Annotated in this window: 18 protein-coding genes; 10 read left to right on the top strand and 8 right to left on the bottom strand. The window is 69.2% G+C overall.

Translation table 11 applies throughout. The features are described 5' to 3' along the window. Positions 1–60: 60 nt before the first annotated feature. Together ACXJKJ_RS01365 and ACXJKJ_RS01360 are read right to left on the bottom strand one after the other, a co-directional pair. Positions 61–1,551, bottom strand: a complete 1,491-nt coding sequence (locus tag ACXJKJ_RS01365; protein WP_457388706.1) for a hypothetical protein — start codon at positions 1,549–1,551, stop codon at positions 61–63. Between the two features lie 6 nt (positions 1,552–1,557). After that, positions 1,558–2,814 (bottom strand): SPFH domain-containing protein, encoded by a 1,257-nt coding sequence (locus ACXJKJ_RS01360; RefSeq protein WP_457388704.1) that lies wholly within the window; start codon positions 2,812–2,814, stop codon positions 1,558–1,560. Positions 2,815–3,068: 254 nt separating this feature from the next. Here ACXJKJ_RS01360 and sodC point away from each other — a divergent pair, with 254 nt between their 5' ends. After that, positions 3,069–3,590 carry a superoxide dismutase [Cu-Zn] SodC gene (gene sodC, locus ACXJKJ_RS01355; protein WP_457388702.1) on the top strand — a complete coding sequence of 174 codons (522 nt, stop codon included), beginning with the start codon at positions 3,069–3,071 and terminating at the stop codon, positions 3,588–3,590. On the opposite strand, the gene ACXJKJ_RS01350 is transcribed toward sodC, so the two are convergent. Both ACXJKJ_RS01350 and ACXJKJ_RS01345 read right to left on the bottom strand, forming a co-directional pair. Continuing rightward, on the bottom strand, positions 3,587–3,967 hold the full coding sequence (locus ACXJKJ_RS01350) for a VOC family protein (protein WP_457388701.1): 381 nt from the start codon (positions 3,965–3,967) through the stop codon (positions 3,587–3,589). The two genes, sodC and ACXJKJ_RS01350, sit on opposite strands and share 4 nt — an antisense overlap. Before the next feature lie 105 nt (positions 3,968–4,072). Next, positions 4,073–4,387 carry an NIPSNAP family protein gene (locus ACXJKJ_RS01345; protein ID WP_457388699.1) on the bottom strand — a complete coding sequence of 105 codons (315 nt, stop codon included), beginning with the start codon at positions 4,385–4,387 and terminating at the stop codon, positions 4,073–4,075. A 60-nt stretch (positions 4,388–4,447) separates the two neighbouring features. Between ACXJKJ_RS01345 and ACXJKJ_RS01340 the strand changes: the two genes are divergently transcribed. The 5 genes from ACXJKJ_RS01340 to ACXJKJ_RS01320 all read left to right on the top strand — a co-directional run bounded on the left by ACXJKJ_RS01340 (position 4,448) and on the right by ACXJKJ_RS01320 (position 10,212). Continuing rightward, positions 4,448–4,984, top strand: coding sequence for a hypothetical protein (locus ACXJKJ_RS01340; RefSeq protein WP_457388697.1), 537 nt, complete (start codon positions 4,448–4,450; stop codon positions 4,982–4,984). Between the two features lie 41 nt (positions 4,985–5,025). Continuing rightward, entirely contained in the window at positions 5,026–5,427 is a 402-nt protein-coding gene (locus tag ACXJKJ_RS01335) for a DUF1801 domain-containing protein (protein WP_457388695.1), read from the top strand. Positions 5,428–5,492: 65 nt separating this feature from the next. After that, positions 5,493–6,194, top strand: coding sequence for a response regulator transcription factor (locus tag ACXJKJ_RS01330; protein ID WP_457388693.1), 702 nt, complete (start codon positions 5,493–5,495; stop codon positions 6,192–6,194). Beyond that, complete coding sequence (locus tag ACXJKJ_RS01325) at positions 6,191–8,260, top strand: sensor histidine kinase (protein ID WP_457388692.1); 2,070 nt, start codon at positions 6,191–6,193, stop codon at positions 8,258–8,260. Before ACXJKJ_RS01330 ends, ACXJKJ_RS01325 begins: the two co-directional genes overlap by 4 nt. Positions 8,261–8,349: 89 nt before the next feature. Beyond that, positions 8,350–10,212: an AMP-binding protein gene (locus tag ACXJKJ_RS01320; RefSeq protein ID WP_457388690.1), complete on the top strand. Its 1,863-nt coding sequence runs from the start codon at positions 8,350–8,352 to the stop codon at positions 10,210–10,212. 13 nt (positions 10,213–10,225) lie between these two features. On the opposite strand, the gene ACXJKJ_RS01315 is transcribed toward ACXJKJ_RS01320, so the two are convergent. Continuing rightward, positions 10,226–10,549 (bottom strand): hypothetical protein, encoded by a 324-nt coding sequence (locus ACXJKJ_RS01315; RefSeq protein ID WP_457388688.1) that lies wholly within the window; start codon positions 10,547–10,549, stop codon positions 10,226–10,228. A 96-nt stretch (positions 10,550–10,645) separates the two neighbouring features. Here ACXJKJ_RS01315 and ACXJKJ_RS01310 point away from each other — a divergent pair, with 96 nt between their 5' ends. From ACXJKJ_RS01310 to ACXJKJ_RS01295, 4 genes are read left to right on the top strand one after another with little or no spacing between them, the layout of a single operon-like run. Further along, positions 10,646–11,029, top strand: a complete 384-nt coding sequence (locus ACXJKJ_RS01310) for a cupin domain-containing protein (RefSeq protein WP_457388686.1) — start codon at positions 10,646–10,648, stop codon at positions 11,027–11,029. Positions 11,030–11,043: 14 nt separating this feature from the next. After that, entirely contained in the window at positions 11,044–11,424 is a 381-nt protein-coding gene (locus tag ACXJKJ_RS01305) for a RidA family protein (RefSeq protein ID WP_457388684.1), read from the top strand. Positions 11,425–11,433: 9 nt separating this feature from the next. Further along, positions 11,434–11,793, top strand: a complete 360-nt coding sequence (locus tag ACXJKJ_RS01300; RefSeq protein WP_457388682.1) for a YkgJ family cysteine cluster protein — start codon at positions 11,434–11,436, stop codon at positions 11,791–11,793. Then, positions 11,790–12,929: an MBL fold metallo-hydrolase gene (locus tag ACXJKJ_RS01295; RefSeq protein WP_457388680.1), complete on the top strand. Its 1,140-nt coding sequence runs from the start codon at positions 11,790–11,792 to the stop codon at positions 12,927–12,929. Before ACXJKJ_RS01300 ends, ACXJKJ_RS01295 begins: the two co-directional genes overlap by 4 nt. Here ACXJKJ_RS01295 and ACXJKJ_RS01290 read toward each other — a convergent pair. Genes ACXJKJ_RS01290 through ACXJKJ_RS01280 form a run of 3 tightly spaced genes read right to left on the bottom strand, consistent with a single transcriptional unit; the run spans position 12,926 to position 15,722 of the window. Further along, on the bottom strand, positions 12,926–13,294 hold the full coding sequence (locus ACXJKJ_RS01290) for a hypothetical protein (RefSeq protein WP_457388679.1): 369 nt from the start codon (positions 13,292–13,294) through the stop codon (positions 12,926–12,928). The genes ACXJKJ_RS01295 and ACXJKJ_RS01290 overlap by 4 nt on opposite strands. Next, positions 13,291–13,740, bottom strand: coding sequence for a VOC family protein (locus tag ACXJKJ_RS01285; protein ID WP_457388677.1), 450 nt, complete (start codon positions 13,738–13,740; stop codon positions 13,291–13,293). Before ACXJKJ_RS01285 ends, ACXJKJ_RS01290 begins: the two co-directional genes overlap by 4 nt. A 32-nt stretch (positions 13,741–13,772) precedes the next feature. Continuing rightward, positions 13,773–15,722, bottom strand: coding sequence for an alkyl/aryl-sulfatase (locus ACXJKJ_RS01280; RefSeq protein ID WP_457388675.1), 1,950 nt, complete (start codon positions 15,720–15,722; stop codon positions 13,773–13,775). Between the last annotated feature and the right edge of the window lie 10 nt (positions 15,723–15,732).

Below are 15,732 nucleotides of genomic sequence, written 5' to 3'. Positions count from 1 at the left end.
CTGGCAGTTGGGTTGAACGGCGGCATGAACCACAGCCGAGGAGCCAGCGAGGTTTCGCGCTCAACGCCGCATCGGCGAGCTGCCCCGCCAGGCGGGGTCGGCCCAGCGCTGGAAAGCGCCCATCAATGCCGGCTCGCTGGACTGGCGTTCGGTCGCCAGGTTGCTGAGCGACACGACCTCGAAGCTGCGGCGGTACTTGCCCTCGGCGCGGAACTCGCGGGCCAGCAGCATCTGCGCGCCGCCTGGCACCCAGCCGGCAAACTCGGCCACGCCCAGGCCCGGCTGGGCCGGCGCCGGTGGCATCACTTCGATGCGCCAGCCGCCGTTCCTGCCCGGCTCCTTCAGGAACACCCACAGCTCACGCCAGCCGTCCAGCGGCTGGGCCGCCAGCGTCAGGGCACGGCCCTCGCGGTTCAGCGAGGCCGAGGCCAGCGCGATCTGGCCATAGCTGCAGCGGCGCGCGGCAAGCTTGCCGCCGTCCTTCAACTCCACGCAGCGCTCGCCGTCCGCACCGGGCTGCAGCGCGAGCTGCACGGCGCCAAAGTCACGTGCTGAAGTACCCGTGCCCAGCCAGCGCGCCGCGTTCACGCGCATGGCGGCGTCGGCATAGGCGGCCTGGTCGTCCTCGGTCAGCTCGGTGGGCACGATGCCGGCGAACTCGGCCAGGGCCGGCCTGGCTTCGCCACCGGCGCCGCGGCGGGCCTGCGCGAAAGCCAGGCTGGCAGCGACCGAAGCGCGGCGCATCAGCAGGCGGTTCTTCCAGTAGGCGGGCAGGCCGGCCGCATCCACCTGGGCCAGCACCTGCTGGCGCCACTGGTCACGCGCCTCGGCCTCACGCGGCGTGGCACGCGGGTTCAGGCAGTCGGGCCGCGTGATCGCCAACACCGCACGCATGCGCTGCTCGGGCGTGGCGGCGGTGACGAGCAGGCGGCGGAAGGCCTCGCCGTCATAGCAGACCTGCACCCGCCCCTCTTCCACGTCGAAGGACTCGAACTTCAGGCCATAGCGGGCTGCCACCTCCATCTGCGCGGCCAATTGGCCCTCGGTCGGCTTGGCGGCCGGCTGCGATGCGCGGTCGGCGATGCGCTCGGCAAAGGTGCCCATCGCCTCCAACGCCTCGGCGCCGCCGGGACCGGCGAACTCGGCCGGCGTGGCCAGCTGCACATAGGCCGCGGTCAAGCCCAGGCCGAGGCCTTCGGTGCCCCATTGCTGGCGGGCAAGTCGAAGCTGGGCGAGGAGTTCGGCGCTGGCGCCCTCCCCACGCGGCACCACGAGCACCTGGCCCTTGCGCAACCAGCCACCACGCTCGCGGCGGTAGTCCCAGACCTGCCAGTGGTCGCCGCGCTCGGCGCGGATCTCCAGCGCCTCGCCGCGCGCCATCTGGGCCTGCAGCGAGGCGGTGTCGCGCGGCGCACCGCGCAGTGGCGCGTCCTGCACCACCAGGCCGGCGCGCGGGAAGGCGGGCAGTTCGGCAGAAGGCGCGGCTTCAGCCTTGGTCATGACGACGGCCGCGACGGCGGAGGCGACGACGATCAGCGCAATGCGACGCATGATGGCTTACTCCTTCTCCGTGGTGGCTTCAGCAGCCCGCGGGTGAGCCGAGGTGCCGCCCAGCAGCGCGCTGCCGATGAAGCCGCCCGATCCGGGCGGCGCGATGATGACCTGCACCTTGTCCGACAGCTTGTCGACCATGGCCTTCTGCACCAGCAGCGGGTGCTTGGTCAGCAACGCGCCTTCCGCGGCCATCTGGCTGGCATTGGCCTTGCCCACTTGGCCCAGGCGGTAGGCCTCGGCATCGGCCAGCTTCTGGCGTGCAGAGGCCTCGGCATCAACCTCGATGCGGCGCGCCTTGGCCTGGCCTTCGGCCTGCTGGATGCGCGCGGCGCTATCGGCTTGCGCTTCGAGGGCGCGCTGCTCGATCTGCTTTTGCTTGAAGGGCAGCACGTGCTTCATGGCCTCTTCCTGGGCCTTGGCAGCAATGATCTGCTCGCGCCCAGCGGCCTCGGCGGCGGTCTCGCGGCGCACCTTGTCGGCGGCCGCGGTCAGCTCGGTCTCCTTGACCTTCTTGTCGGCGATCTCCAGCGTGTAGCGCATGCGTTCACTGGCCAAGCTGTCGGCCAGCAGGCTGTCCATGCCGCGGCGGTAGTCGGGCGGCAGGTCCACGGAGCCGATCTGCACGCCCTTGAGCACGATGCCGTCGCTCGCCAGCCTGGCGCGCAGTTCGGCTTCCAGCGCCGCGGCGATCTCGGCGCGCTGGCTGGAGAAGATCTCGCGCACGGTCCGCTTGGCGATCTGCTTGTAGACGACGGCCTGCACGGCCGGCGCGATGACGTCGGCTTCGATGTCGTCGGGCAGCTTGCGCGACAGCTCGGCCAGGCGGGTCGTGTCGACCGCCCAGCGCACATTCATGTCCAGGCCCAAGGACAGGCCTTCCACCGCCTGCAGCGGCGCCGGGCCGCCGGCCCGGGCGATGGCGGCGGGGTGGTAGCTCTGGTCGCGCAGCGGGAACAGACGCACCTCGTGCAGACCGGGGATGCGCACGTAGCTGCCGTCGCGGAACTCGCTGGTGCCGCCGCTGAACTGGTTGGTGCGCAGCGCCGCCTGGCCATGGGGCACGGCCTGCAAGGGCGGGTGGGTGATGACCGCATAGCCAACACCGGTCACGGCCGTCAGGATGAGCAGCGGCGGCAGGGCGCGGCGCAGTGAGCGCGCGACGGTGGGCGCGGCAGCGGATGTCGCCTCCAAGCCACGGCCGGCTCCGCGGCTGAAGGCATGGCGCAGGGAAGCAGTGAGGGTCTTGAGGCGTTGCAGCATGGTGAGGGTTCCTTGGGCGATGTGCATCGGTGTTCGATGCATGGCGGCCATGGTTCCCGGTCATGCGGGAAGGGACGAGAGCGTCGCGCGGTGGGTGTCTTCCGACGTCATGGAAGGAATCTTCCGGACATGTCAGCATCCACATTTGTGGGTCATCCCCTCAATGCAGACGACGTGTACCGCCAAGCGGGTACATGTCATATTCAAACGCCGTGAGCCAGTGCCTACGCTTGGCAACCTACCAAGGAGATCTCATGAGAAGCCTGTTCATCGCCGGTGCCTGCCTGCTTGCCAGCTCGCTGGCCGTGGCCGCCGAAACCACCGTGTCCCTCAGCCTGGCCGAAAAGCAGGGCGACGGCGCCGCCCTGGGCACCGTGCGTATTGTGGAGACGCCCTATGGCCTGGCCTTTTACCCGCAGCTGAAGGGCCTGCCGCCCGGCCTGCATGGCTTTCACGTCCATGAAAAGCCCTCGTGCGCGCCCGCCGAGAGCAATGGCGCCACGGTGCCGGCCGGCGCTGCCGGCGGCCACCTCGACCCGCAGGGCACGAAGAAGCATGGCGAGCCCTGGGGCGACGGCCACCTGGGCGACCTGCCGCCGCTGTATGTGGGCGCCGACGGCACCGCCGTCTCCCCGGTGCTCGGGCCGCGACTCAAGTTGGCCGACGTCAGGAACCACGCGCTGATGGTGCATGCCGGTGGTGACAACCATTCGGACCACCCCATGCCGCTGGGCGGCGGCGGTGCACGCATGGGCTGTGGCGTGATTGGCGGCTAAGCCAGATCCTCGTGGATGCAGAGGTAATTGCCCTCCGTGTCCTTGAACCACGCCGCCTTCTCGGAGCCGAGAACGCAGACGTGGTCGACGGTCTTGAAGTCCGGGTAGTCGTAGTCCTCGAACACGACACCGGCGCGCTGGAGCTCGGCGATGCTGGTGGCGATGTCGTCCACCTTGAAGCTGATGGCCGTGTGGTCGGCCTTGGTGCCGCCTGGCTTGGGGAAGAGCGCCAGCGTGCTGCCTGCCACGTTGTAGACGAATTTGCCGTCCGGCTTCAGGCCACCGGGCACCAGGCCCAGGCGACCCTCGTAGAAGGCCCGGGCCCGGGCCATGTCGGCCACAGGCAGCATGGTCGTGACGGGAGCGCTGTTCAGCATATGCAGTCCTTTCGCTCGTGCCGGTCACGCGGGAGGCTGGCCGGGCGTCGAGCATAGGACGGACGCCAGGCTAGCGCCACCTCCGGTCAGCCAATTCAGGGACGGTCAGGCATTGCCCGCAAAGACTGGCCTGAAGAAACTGCGCTCATAGCTCAGGAAGCACTGCGTCTCCTTCGCATACGCGAAAGCGGCCTGGCATTCCGGGTCTTGAAGCGAGCGGTTGCGGTAGTCCTCATAGGCCGCCAGAGACGGAAAAGAGAACAGAGCCAAGGCAATGTTGTTGGCCCCTTCGGACGGCAGGAAGTAGCCATGGTGCGTGCCGCCGAACTTCGCAACCAGGGGCAGCCAGAGCTTGCCGTAGTGCTCGAACTCTTGCAGCTTGTTGGGGTCGATGACGTAGCGCAGGTAGCAGGTGATCATGGGGCTGGATGGTGGTTCGATGAACCGCCGATTCTGCGGTGCGCTCAAAAGGGTCGACAAATGCTTCGCCAGTCCGAAACTTCTCTTTCCGCCGAGCAAGAGTCCCACCTGCGCCTGTATCGAAGGTTGTGGCTCACTCGAATCGATCTAGAGGAAACGCGGGAAACCGTCGACGAATTGATTCGCCAAAAAATCCCTTTGCCGCGCAGCAAGAAGCCGAGCCCGCTGCTGCAAGCACTGACAACTGCTCTCGTTGTCACCTATGCACGGCCCTTCATAACTTCACGAGGTCAATCAGTCGCTGAGAAGGCCGTCCCCGGATCCTGTCTTCGGGTTCTAACCGCGGTTGAAAGAAGGTCTCACGACGCACTCCTCAACATTCGCAACCATGAGGTTGCGCATTCAGATGCGGACGTCCTAGATATGTCGATCGAGGTTTTTCCCGACGGCGACGGAGGCATATGCCGCGCCACGCGAACCCCTTTTAGACAAGCTGAACTGCGTCACATGAGACGCATCGTCGAAAAGCTTGAAGCCGAAGTTGAAAAGCGTTGCGAAGAGCTGCGGCATTACCTTCCCCACAACGTCTGGATGTAATGCGATCCGGCAGCGGGGCTCGCTTTGCCGAGAATCCCGCCATGCCCAAGCTGACCGCCACCGACACCACCGCCGCCGTGGACCAGTTCATGGCGACCCTCGATCACCCCTTCAAGCCAGAGATCGAGGCACTGCGCCGGGCCATCCTCGCCGTGGACCCGTCCATCACCGAAGGCATCAAATGGAATGCGCCGAGTTGGCGCACGAGCGACTACTTCGCCACCACCCATTTGCGCAGCAAGACCGGCCTGGGCCTGATCCTGCACCTGGGCGCCAAGGCTCGCGAGTTGCCCGAAGGTGGCCTGCAGATCGCAGACCCCACCGGCCTGCTGAAATGGCTGGGCAAGGACCGCGCGCAGGTCGAGTTCGCGTCTGCCGCAGATTTCGCCGCCAGGCTGCCTGCGCTGCAGGCAGTGCTGAAGGCCTGGATCCGCCACGTCTAAGCCATGGCGGCCAAGCGGAAGAATCCTTCCGCGACCGGCTGTGCAGGCCTCCACATAATCACCGCATGCCCCGCATCGCCGTCATCGAAGACGATCCCACCACCAGCGAGCAGCTGGCCGGCTGGATTCGCGCCGCCCGCCCCGAGCTGACCGTCGACCAATGGTTGGACCGCGACTCGGCGGAAGCGGCCCTGCTGCGCGAGCGCTACGACCTCGTCGTGCTGGACATCGAACTGGGCCGCGAGCGCAACGCCGGCGTGGCGCTGATCAACGAGATCAACAAGCAGGGCCTGGGCACGCCGGTGCTGGTCGTGTCTGCCATGCCGGCGGCCATCTACCGCAGCATCATGAAGGCGCTGGACGCCTGGGACTACCTGCAGAAGACGACCTTCGACGAGGCCGAGTTCATCGAAACCTTCCTCGACATCCTGCGCACCGCGCGGCCGAAGGAACCCGCCAAGGCCGCTGCCAAGCCCGAGGACAGTAGCCTGCAGCTCGACCCACTCAAACAGCGCACGCCGATCTGGCGCGGCCAGCGCATCAACCTGCCGCTGACGGCCCAACGCATCCTCGCGACCCTGCACGCTCGCGCCGGCGAGGTGGTCAGCTACGAGGAGCTGTTCGACGTCGTCAAGAGCGGCCGCAATCGCGACAACGTGAGGAAGCACGTGGCGACCATTCGCGATGCGTTCAGGGACGTGGACCCGACGTTTGACGGCATCGAGAACATCCCCATGCGCGGCTTTCGCTGGACGCCCGGCGGATGAAACTCGGTCGGGTGGAGCTGCCCGACATGCCGCGCCTGGGCGTCGCGGCCTTTCGCAACCGCATCGTCTTTCACCTTGTTTTCATCGCGCTCGCCCTGGCCACGCTGGCGCTGGCGCTGGCCTTGCTCAACGAAGAGCGTCAGCGCAACGCCCAGCGCTATGAGCAGACCTTCGCCAAGTCGCTGGCCGAAATCGTCGCCCAGTTGCGCCACCCCTCCGGCCAGCTGGCGCTGATGAACCCCGAGCCGGCCCAGGTCGAGGCCGGCTGGGTCGCGCCGCTGCTGCTGCCTTTTGCGGCCATCGACTTTGACGACGCCACCAAGGCGCAGCGAGCCGTCGAGATGGCGGGCTGCGCGCTGCAATACCCGGGCGGCGCCAGCCTGTGCACGGCGGTGGGCAGCAATGCCTATGCGGGCGGCTTCGTCTACCTCGTGGCCGGGCTGGACGCACCGCCGCTGGTGTCGCGCGAGCGCGGCACGCTGGACCTGGTCGACGTGCACCGCGTGCGCATCAGCCTGAAGCGCGATGGCGCCGAGCAGCACTGGCTGGCTCCCGTCGAGATGCTGGACGCGCAGCGCGGCCAGCTGCCCGGCTTCACGGTCAACGAGGCCGGCAACACCGCGACGCTGCCGCACAAGGCCCGGCCGCAACGCGACTTCCGTGGCTGGGTCTGGCGCGAGGGTCCCTGCCTGAGCACGGCCGAGCCCTGCCCGCGCCGCACGACGGTCTCCATCCGCCTGCCGGTCGAGGCCTTTCGCGAGGCGCTGTTCCGCCCCGGCGGCCCGCAATGGCCGCCGGCGGACCTGTCCCGCACCGGCCTGCGCCTGGCCCTGCTCGGCCCCGGTGGCACCGTGCTGTTCGACAGCAGCAGTGCCGCAGCTCAAGCGCCGCTGTCGCTGGCGCGGCTGTCCGGCACGCTGGCGCCCGGCGAGACCCTGAAGATAACCCGCGGCAGCAACGTCATCGCCCTGCTGCAGGGCGCCGACGAGACCGGTACGCCGCCCTCGCCCTGGCTGACGACCCTGATCCAGCACCTGCCCGCGCCGGCCACGCCGCGAACGCTGCAGGCCCGGGACAGCGTGACGACACCGGCAGGCCGCTTCGACATCACGCTGAGCGGTGACCTGCAAGGATTGGACCGGTCTTTGAGCGCCAGCGCAGCCCGCCTGGCCTGGCCCGTCGGCGCGATGCTGGCGGCGATTGCGCTGGCCTGGCTCATCATCGAGATGGGCCTGATCCGCCGCGTCGCGATGCTGACGAAGCGCGCCGCGGCGCTGTCGCACCAGCTGCAGTCGCCCGAGCGCTTCGAGCTCGGCACGCTGGACGTGGCCGACCTGCGCGGGCGCGACGAGCTGGGCATCCTGGCCGGCAGCCTGTCAGACCTGCTGCAGCACGCCCGCGACAGCCTGCGCCGCGAGCAGCTGCGCGCCGAGCGCGAGCACGACCAGTGGCATGCGGTGGGCCACGAGATCATGTCGCCGCTGCAGTCGCTGATGCTGCTGCATGCGGGCGAGGCCGACCCGAGCCGGCGCTATGTGCAGCGCATGCAGCAGGCCGTCAAGGTGCTTTACGGCCAGGCCTCACCGAGCGAAGCCCTGGCCGCCGCGACACTGGCCGTGGGGCGCCTGGACCTGGACGCCTTCCTGCGCCAGGTGGCCGAGAACGCGGCCTACGCCGGCATTGCCGACGTGGCCTACGCGCCGGGCGAGCCGGCCTGGGTGCAGGCCTGGGTGCAGGCCGACGAATATCCGCTCGAAGACGCCATCACTCACGTGCTGACAAATGCCGACCGCTACCGCGTCGCCGGCACGCCCATCACGCTGACGCTGCGCACCGAAGGCGAGCTGGCGCTCGTGGACGTCCACAACCGGGGCGCGCAGATTGCGGCGGACCTGCTCGCGCGCATCTTCGACTACGGCGTCAGCGACGCGGAACCGGAAGACGGCGTCAGGCGCGGCCAGGGGCTGTTCGTCGCCAAGACCTATCTGGCCAAGATGGGCGGCAGCATCGCGGCGCGCAATGTGGGCGACGGCGTCGTGTTCGAGATCGGGTTGAGGCGCGGCTAGGGTTGATCAGGTCGCCGCGGGTGTTTGCCGTTCCCCGCCGCAGGCCGATCCGGTAGCGTCGGCCGGTCTCATTGCCTGGAGCAACGCGCATGGCCCAACTGCCGGTGACCCCGATCCGCACCCTCGACGACCTGCGCCGTTTCGAGGGCGAGATGCCGCTGGACGCGCGCCTGCCCGAGCGCAGCGTGCTGGACGTGCTCGCCAACGCCGCCGAATGCTGGCCCGAGCGCGCGGCGCTGACGCAGCTGATGACCGGCGCGCCCGACGAGACGCCGCGGCGCGTCAATTACCGCGAGCTGCTGGGACTGGTGCGGCGCGCCGCCAACCTCTTCCACACGCTGGCCGGCCCGCGCCCCGGCGTGGCCTACATGCTGCCCAGCCTGATCGAGACCCACGCCACGCTGTGGGGTGCCGAGACGGCCGGCTACGCGGTACCGATCAACTTCCTGTTGCAGCCCGAGCACATCGCCGCACTGCTCAAGGCCTCAGGCGCGCGGGTGCTCGTGGCGCTGGGGCCGCACCCGGTGCTGGACATCTGGCAGAAGGCGCTGGCCCTGCGCGAGCAGCTGCCCGGGCTGATCCTGGTGCGCGTCGCCCCGCCCGGTACGCCGGCCGAGGACGGCGTGATCGACCTGCCCGCGGCGCTGGCGGCGCAGCCGGCCGACCGCCTCGTCTTCGACAACCCGGGCCGCGACGCCGACGTGGCGGCCTACTTCCACACCGGCGGTACCACCGGCACGCCGCGCCTCGTGGCCCACACCCACCGCAGCCAGCTGGTGGCGGCGCTGGGCGGTGCGGTGCTGGCCGACCTGCGGCCCACCGACATCCTCACGGCGACGCTGCCGCTCTTTCACGTCGGCGGCACCATCTTCTGCGCGCTCAGCGCCTTCATGGCGGGCGTGAGCCTGATCATCATGTCGCCCTCGGGCCTGCGCAACCCGGCCATGGTGCAGGGCTTCTGGCGGCTGGTGGCACAGCACGGCGTGACGCTGGCGGGCGCGGTGCCAACCTCGGTGGGCGCCGTGCTCGAGTCGCCGCTGGACGGGGCCGACATCAGCGCCGTACGCGCGGGCTTCTGCGGCGCGGCCTCGCTGCCACTGGCGGTGGGCGAGCGCTTCCGCCAGGTCACCGGCCGCGGCCTGTACGAGGTCTACGGCATGACCGAGGCCTCGGGCCTGATCGCCATCGACGCGGTGGGCGGCCCGGGCGGCGTCGGCTCGGTGGGCTGGGCGCTGCCCTACACGCGCGTAGTGGTACGCCGGCTGCAGGCCGACGGCCGGCTCGGCGAGGCCTGCGATGACGGCGAGATCGGCGTCATCACCGTAGAAGGCCCGCACGTCTCGCCGGGCTACCGCAACCCCGAGCACAACGCCGGCATCTTCGAGGACGGGCTCCTCAACAGCGGCGACCTTGGCTACGTGGACGGCACCGGCCGCCTGCACATTGCCGGCCGCGCCAAGGACCTCATCATCCGCAGCGGCCACAACATCGACCCCTTGATGATTGAGAACGCGCTGGCCGAGCATCCCGCCGTCGCGCTGGCCGCAGCCGTCGGCATGCCCGACGGCTATGCCGGCGAGCTGCCGGTCTGCTATGTGGCGCTGCGCCCCGGTGCCCAGGTGAGCGAGGACGAACTTCACGCCCATGCCCAGGCGCTGATCGGCGAGCGGCCGGCCTGGCCCAAGCGCATCCACGTCATCGACGCCATCCCGCTGACCTCGGTGGGCAAGATTTACAAGCCGCAGCTGCGCTGCGACGCCGCGTCCCGGCTGGTGACGCAACTCGTGCGCGAACAGCTCGGCCATGCCGACGCGCAGGTGCAGGTGCGTGAGGGCGGGCGGCGCGGCATGCGAGTCGCGGTGACGCTGCCAGCCGCGAGCACGGACGCCGTCGCGGCCGTAGAGCGCGCGCTGGCCGGCTATCTGTTCGAGGCCGAGGTCAGCAGCAGCTGAAACAGCGCTGGCGTCAGCCGCCGCGGATGCGGTCCAGCAGGCTGCGCGTCGCCAGCTCCGAGCTGAGCGACATCTCCAGAGGCGCACGCACCAGGCCGGCGTGGCCGTATTGCAGGTTCTCGTAGACCTCGGCCGCCGCGGGGAAGTGGTCGAGCAGGCTAGCGAGCACCGGGTGGCCCTGGTGCTCGCGCAACTCGACGCCTAGCTTCTGCACGAGGAGCTGGTATTGGTGGGGGTCCGCCGCATGGCCCTGGCCTTCAAGCGCCTGCAGCAACTGGGCCAGGCGCACGAGGGACAGCAGTTCGGCGGGGACAGCGAGCTTGATGACGGAAGGCATGCGTCCCACATGCCGCCACCCCCACACTTTTCAAGCCACCCGGTTGCGGCATGTTGCACAGACGACCCGCACAATCAGCGCCAGGAGGTCGCCTTGATGAAGTTCTTGCCCGACGAAACCTATGCCCTGCTCGACGCTGCCGGCGGCATCCGCCAGGAAACCGGCGGCCGCGCGTTCTGGGCCCAGCCGCAGGAAGCCCTGGACGCGCTGGGTAAGGACTGGCTGGTGTCCGAATTCCTCTGCGACGCCGACTGGGGCAGCTGGGAGATGCACCCCCACGGCGAGGAATTCGTCTATCTGCTGGACGGCGACATCGAATTCCACATGGAGACGGCCGAGGGCGAGCTGACGTCGCAGCGCATCACCGACCGCGGCGCCGTCGTCGTGCCGCGCGGCGTGTGGCACACCGCCAAGGTGTTCCGGCCCAGCCGCATGTTTTTTATCACGATGGGTGCCGGCACCAAGCATCAGCCGGTCTGACACAAGGAGACTCCGTGCCTCGCAACATCGTCTACACGCCCAAGGCGGCCAAGCCGCCGCCGGTCTACAGCCAGGCCGTCAAGGCGGCAGGGCTGGTCTTTGTGTCCGGCACGGCCCCGACCGACCCCGAGACCGGCCAGTTCGTCGGCACCACGGTGCAGGAACAGACCCGCCAGTGCCTGACCAACATCGCCGCCATCCTCGACGCCGCGGGCAGCTCGATGGACAGGATCGTCAGCGTCACCATCGTGTTGGCCGACGAGGACGACTTCGCGGGCATGAACGAGGAATACCTGCGCTGGTTCCCGGTCGACCCGCCGGCCCGCCAGGGCGCCAAGCTGCCGGCTCGCGTGCCGGGACTGAAGGTGTCCATCGCTGCCATCGCCGAGACCTGACCCCAAGCGATGGACGAGGACTTCGACTGCCAGCGCTGCGGCGCCTGCTGCGCCGTTTTCCGCGTGTCCTTCTACTGGGCCGAGGCCGACGACGCGCCGGGCGGCACGGTGCCGGTGGCGCTGACGCGACCGGTCGGTTCGCTGCACCGCTGCATGGCCGGCACCGAGGCGCGGCCGGTGCGCTGCGTCGCGCTGCGCGGTGCGGTGGGCGGCGACGTGGCCTGCGCCATCTATGCCCAGCGCTCCAGCACCTGCCGCAGTGTGCAGCCCGGCGACAGCCAATGCCTTAAGGCCCGCGCCGCCCACGGCCTTGAAAGCCGGCGATGCGGCGCCACCTCGGCAGGTCTGCTCCAACACCCGCCGCTATGAAATCCCTCGGCAAACGCGCCACCGGCCCCCGTCTCGAACGAATGCGGGCCTCGCCGCGCTACCTGGCCACGGAGGCGGGCGAGGGCTTTCGCAACGTCCACCCCATCCAGCCGGGTTTGCGTGACCGGACCGAGCGGCCATCGCTGGGTGACTTCATCTGCGCCGACGGCCGCCGCACACCCGCCGGCACCCTGCCCTCGGTCAACCCGCTGGACGCCTGGCTCAAGCCCACCGACACCGGCCTGCGCGCCACCTGGCTGGGCCACTCGACGGTGATGATCGAGATCGACGGGCTGCGCGTGCTGACCGACCCCGTCTGGGGCAAGCGCGCCTCGCCTACGCAGCTGGCGGGACCAAAGCGTTTCCAGCCCGTGCCGCTGGCGTTGAAGGCGCTGCCCAAGCTCGACGCCGTCGTCATTTCCCATGACCACTACGACCACCTGGACATGGGCACCGTCAAAGAGCTGGTGAAGCTGCAGGAGGTGCCCTTCATCACCTCACTGGGTGTTGGCGCCCACCTGGAGGCCTGGGGCGTGCCGCCCGAGCGCATCGTCGAGCTGGACTGGTGGGAGCACTGGCAGGCGCCGGGCGCCGAGTTGCGCATCCACGCGGCGCCGTCGCAGCACTTCTCGGGCCGGTCGCTGACCGACCGGAATGCGACGCTGTGGTCGTCCATCGTCATCGAGACGCCGAAGCATCGCGTGTTCTTCAGCGGCGACACGGGGCTGACGACCGAGTACGCGGCCATCCGCGAGCGCTTCGGGCCGTTTGATCTGGTCATGCTGGAAGTCGGTGCCTTCCACCCGTCCTGGGGCGACATCCACCTGGGGCCGGAGAACGCGTTGAAGGCCTATCAGCTGCTCGGCGGCGGCGCCTTCCTGCCGGTGCACTGGGGCACCTTCTCGCTGGCCCTGCATGACTGGGACCAGCCGGCCGAGACGCTGCTGGAGCTGGGCCCCAAGCAGGACGCCCAGCTGCTGATGCCCCGTCTGGGTGAAGCCGTGGAGCCCGCGAAGGGCGAGCCAGTGACGCCGTGGTGGCGCGAAGCGGACGCGCCGGCGCGCAAGAACGCCAAGCCGGTGGCGCCCGAAGACCCCGCCAAGATGCCCAAGGCGATGCCCTGGCCGCAGGATTAGTTTGACGCGCTGGAGGCCGGCGCGGCGTCGCTGCCTTCGACCTTGTTCGCGGTCTTGCGCACGGCATTGCTGGTTGCGTCGGCACCGCGCTTGACACCACCGGCCGCGGCGTCCACGCCGCGCGAGACTCCACGGGCGGCCGCACTGGCACCCTTTTCCACGCCACGCACCGTCGCCTTGGCGCCGCGCTCAATGCCGCTGGCCGCCGCGTGCACGCCACGCGCAACCCCGCTGGCCGCAGCCTGGGCGCCACGCGCCACGGCGCCTTCGATCTTGTCGAGCGTGGAAGGGGCCTCATCGGCCGCCATCGCGGAGGTGACGCTCAACAGACCGGCAAGGATCAGGGCAGGGAAGGTGCGTTTCACGAGTCTTCCAATCCGTGGGGAGGAGTGGCCGATTCTGCATGCAGCCGGCCACCCCAGCTCGCCGGGTCGACATCGGCCACGCTCTGCGTGAACACCCAGTGGTGGCCGGCGAAGTCCCGCACGCCGTACTGGCGTTCGCCAAAAGGATAGGTCGTCGGCGTGCCCCCCGCATCGGCGCCGGCCGCCACCGCCCGGGCATGATGGGCGTCTACATCCTCCACACGCACCATGACCGAGTGCGAGGCACAGCCCGCTGCCGACACCTCGCCCTGAATGACGATGAGGGCGCCACCGCCCGGCACGCTCATCTGCACGCGGTGGTCGGCGATGCGCAGCCTCTCCGAAAACCCGAAGGCGCGGGCCAGCCAGTCGGCCGCGGCACTGACGTCGGGATAGGCCAGCTCGGGCAGGACGACGGCGGCTGGGATGGAGCGATTGGCTTGCATGTCCGGCGAGTCTGCCGCCGGCTCGCGAGATGTCAACGGCTGACGATGGGGAAGGTGCCCGTCGCCTTGTCCATCAAGCTCAGGAAGCGCCCGAGGTCGATCTTGCTGCCGGTCACCTTGACGTCGTCCGACATCAGCAGGTCCTTGGCGCCGGCCGTGCCGGCCATCATCCGAACGAAGAAGCCCTGGGTCAGCGCCAGCGTCGCGTTGGCATCCGCCGCCGGTTCGGCGCGGCGGTGGTGCAGCACGGCGTTCTCGATCCACAGCACGTAGCTCTCCTTGGTGTCGGTCAGCACGAGGTTGATCTTGAAGTCCTTGCCCTCGGCGGCCGGGCCGTTGAGGCCGGCGGCCATCGCTTCGAGGAAGCGCTCGATGGGCGTCTGGGCCAGCATGTCGACAAACGCCGCGCGGTTGACACCCTGCTTGGGCGCGCCACCGCGCAGCTCAGCGGCCGCGGTCAGGTAGCTGTTGCGCCAGGTGGAAGCCTCGGCCACGTAGCCGAGCTGGTCGTAGGCGCGCGCCAGCAGCTCGCGCGCCGCCTTGTTGCCGGCATCGGCAAACACGACATGGTTCAGCAGCTCGGCCGTCCAGCGGTAGTCGCCCTGGTCGAACGCCGTCTGCGCGGCGGCCACGGCCTTGTCGGCGCCGCCGGCCAGGGCCACATAGCGCCTGGCCACGTCCACCGGTGGCAGCGGGTCGAGGTGGGCCGGGTTGCCGTCGTAGGCGCCGAGGTAGAACTGGTAGACGGCCTTGACGTTGTGGCGCAGGTCGCCGTAGTAGCCGCGGGCGCCGAAGTGGCTCTGCAGGGACTTGGGCAGGCGGATCTGGTCGGCGATCTCGGCGGGCGTCAGGCCGGCGTTGATGAGTCGCACGGTCTGGTCGTGGGTGTATTTGTAGACATCGCGGTGCTTGGTGATGAAGTCGGCGATGCGCTCATGCCCCCAGATCGGCCAGTTGTGCTGGCCGACATAGACCTCGGCGTCGCCGAGCTGGTCCAGCGCACCCTGCATGTAGCCAGCCCAGCGCAGCGCGTCGCGCACCTTGGCGCCGCGCACCGGTAGCAGGTTGTGCATGGTCTGCGCCAGGTTCTCGGCGCCGCCGTAAAGCTTGAGCGACGGCACCGAGAAGGTCATCTCCGCCGGGGCTTCGGCGCCCGGCACGTTGTGGAAGACGATGCGCACGCCGTCCAGCACGCGCTCCTCGGTGGGCTGGGTGATGAGGTCGGTGGGCACCAGCACGCCGAAGGTGCCGTAGCCCACGGCCTTGCCCAGGCCGGTGTCGACCAGGCCCCTGGCCGAGCGCTCCAGGTTCTTGCCGAACTGGAAGGCCGAGCGGCGGCCCATCGCGGCGCCGACGAGGACGTTCTCGCTGGTCGCTTCTTCCATGAAGCCGGCGGAAGCGATGACGGGCACGCCGGCCTTCACCTGCTCGGGCGTCAGCACGCCCAGGGCGCCGCCGAAATGGTCGATGTGGCTGTGCGAGAACAGCAGCGCCGTGACGGGTTTGTTGCCGAGATGCTGGCGCGCGAAAGCCAGCGCCGCTGTGGCGGTCTCGCGGCAGGTCAGCGCGTCGATGACGATCCAGCCGGTCTTGCCCTCGATCAGCGTCATGTTGCCGATGTCGAAGCCGCGCAGCTGGTAGACGCCGTCAACCACCTTGAAGAGGCCCGCCTGCGCATTGAGCTTGGCGTGGCGCCACAGGCTGGGGTTGACGGTCGGGGGTGCTGCACCGTCGACGAACTTGAAGGCGTCGAAGTCGATCAGCACGCTGCCGTCGGCCGCGAGGATCTTGCCCTCGGGGCGGGCGATGAGGCCGCGCTTGGCGTCCTCGAAACCTTGGGGTTCGTCCAGCGGCAGAGTCTGTGCGAACTGCGCGTTCGCCTGCACCGTCGTCGCACTGGCATCGCCGGAGGGCGCTGCGGTCTCACGGCTGCAACCAGCCAGCATGAGAGCCGCCATCAGGACGGTCGTCGTTGTCTTCATTGTTTGTCTC

Source organism: Roseateles sp. P5_E1 (assembly GCF_054049335.1).
This window is presented reverse-complemented; position numbering and strand designations above follow the sequence as displayed.

Coding starts and splice junctions, on each gene's coding strand:
- ACXJKJ_RS01330 (WP_457388693.1), top strand. CDS start 5,493: ATGCCCCGCATCGCCGTCATCGAAGACGATCCCACCACCAGCGAGCAG.
- ACXJKJ_RS01315 (WP_457388688.1), bottom strand. CDS start 10,549: ATGCCTTCCGTCATCAAGCTCGCTGTCCCCGCCGAACTGCTGTCCCTC.
- ACXJKJ_RS01350 (WP_457388701.1), bottom strand. CDS start 3,967: ATGCTGAACAGCGCTCCCGTCACGACCATGCTGCCTGTGGCCGACATG.
- ACXJKJ_RS01365 (WP_457388706.1), bottom strand. CDS start 1,551: ATGCGTCGCATTGCGCTGATCGTCGTCGCCTCCGCCGTCGCGGCCGTC.
- ACXJKJ_RS01325 (WP_457388692.1), top strand. CDS start 6,191: ATGAAACTCGGTCGGGTGGAGCTGCCCGACATGCCGCGCCTGGGCGTC.
- sodC (WP_457388702.1), top strand. CDS start 3,069: ATGAGAAGCCTGTTCATCGCCGGTGCCTGCCTGCTTGCCAGCTCGCTG.
- ACXJKJ_RS01295 (WP_457388680.1), top strand. CDS start 11,790: ATGAAATCCCTCGGCAAACGCGCCACCGGCCCCCGTCTCGAACGAATG.
- ACXJKJ_RS01340 (WP_457388697.1), top strand. CDS start 4,448: ATGCTTCGCCAGTCCGAAACTTCTCTTTCCGCCGAGCAAGAGTCCCAC.
- ACXJKJ_RS01280 (WP_457388675.1), bottom strand. CDS start 15,722: ATGAAGACAACGACGACCGTCCTGATGGCGGCTCTCATGCTGGCTGGT.
- ACXJKJ_RS01360 (WP_457388704.1), bottom strand. CDS start 2,814: ATGCTGCAACGCCTCAAGACCCTCACTGCTTCCCTGCGCCATGCCTTC.
- ACXJKJ_RS01345 (WP_457388699.1), bottom strand. CDS start 4,387: ATGATCACCTGCTACCTGCGCTACGTCATCGACCCCAACAAGCTGCAA.
- ACXJKJ_RS01310 (WP_457388686.1), top strand. CDS start 10,646: ATGAAGTTCTTGCCCGACGAAACCTATGCCCTGCTCGACGCTGCCGGC.
- ACXJKJ_RS01285 (WP_457388677.1), bottom strand. CDS start 13,740: ATGCAAGCCAATCGCTCCATCCCAGCCGCCGTCGTCCTGCCCGAGCTG.
- ACXJKJ_RS01335 (WP_457388695.1), top strand. CDS start 5,026: ATGCCCAAGCTGACCGCCACCGACACCACCGCCGCCGTGGACCAGTTC.
- ACXJKJ_RS01300 (WP_457388682.1), top strand. CDS start 11,434: ATGGACGAGGACTTCGACTGCCAGCGCTGCGGCGCCTGCTGCGCCGTT.
- ACXJKJ_RS01320 (WP_457388690.1), top strand. CDS start 8,350: ATGGCCCAACTGCCGGTGACCCCGATCCGCACCCTCGACGACCTGCGC.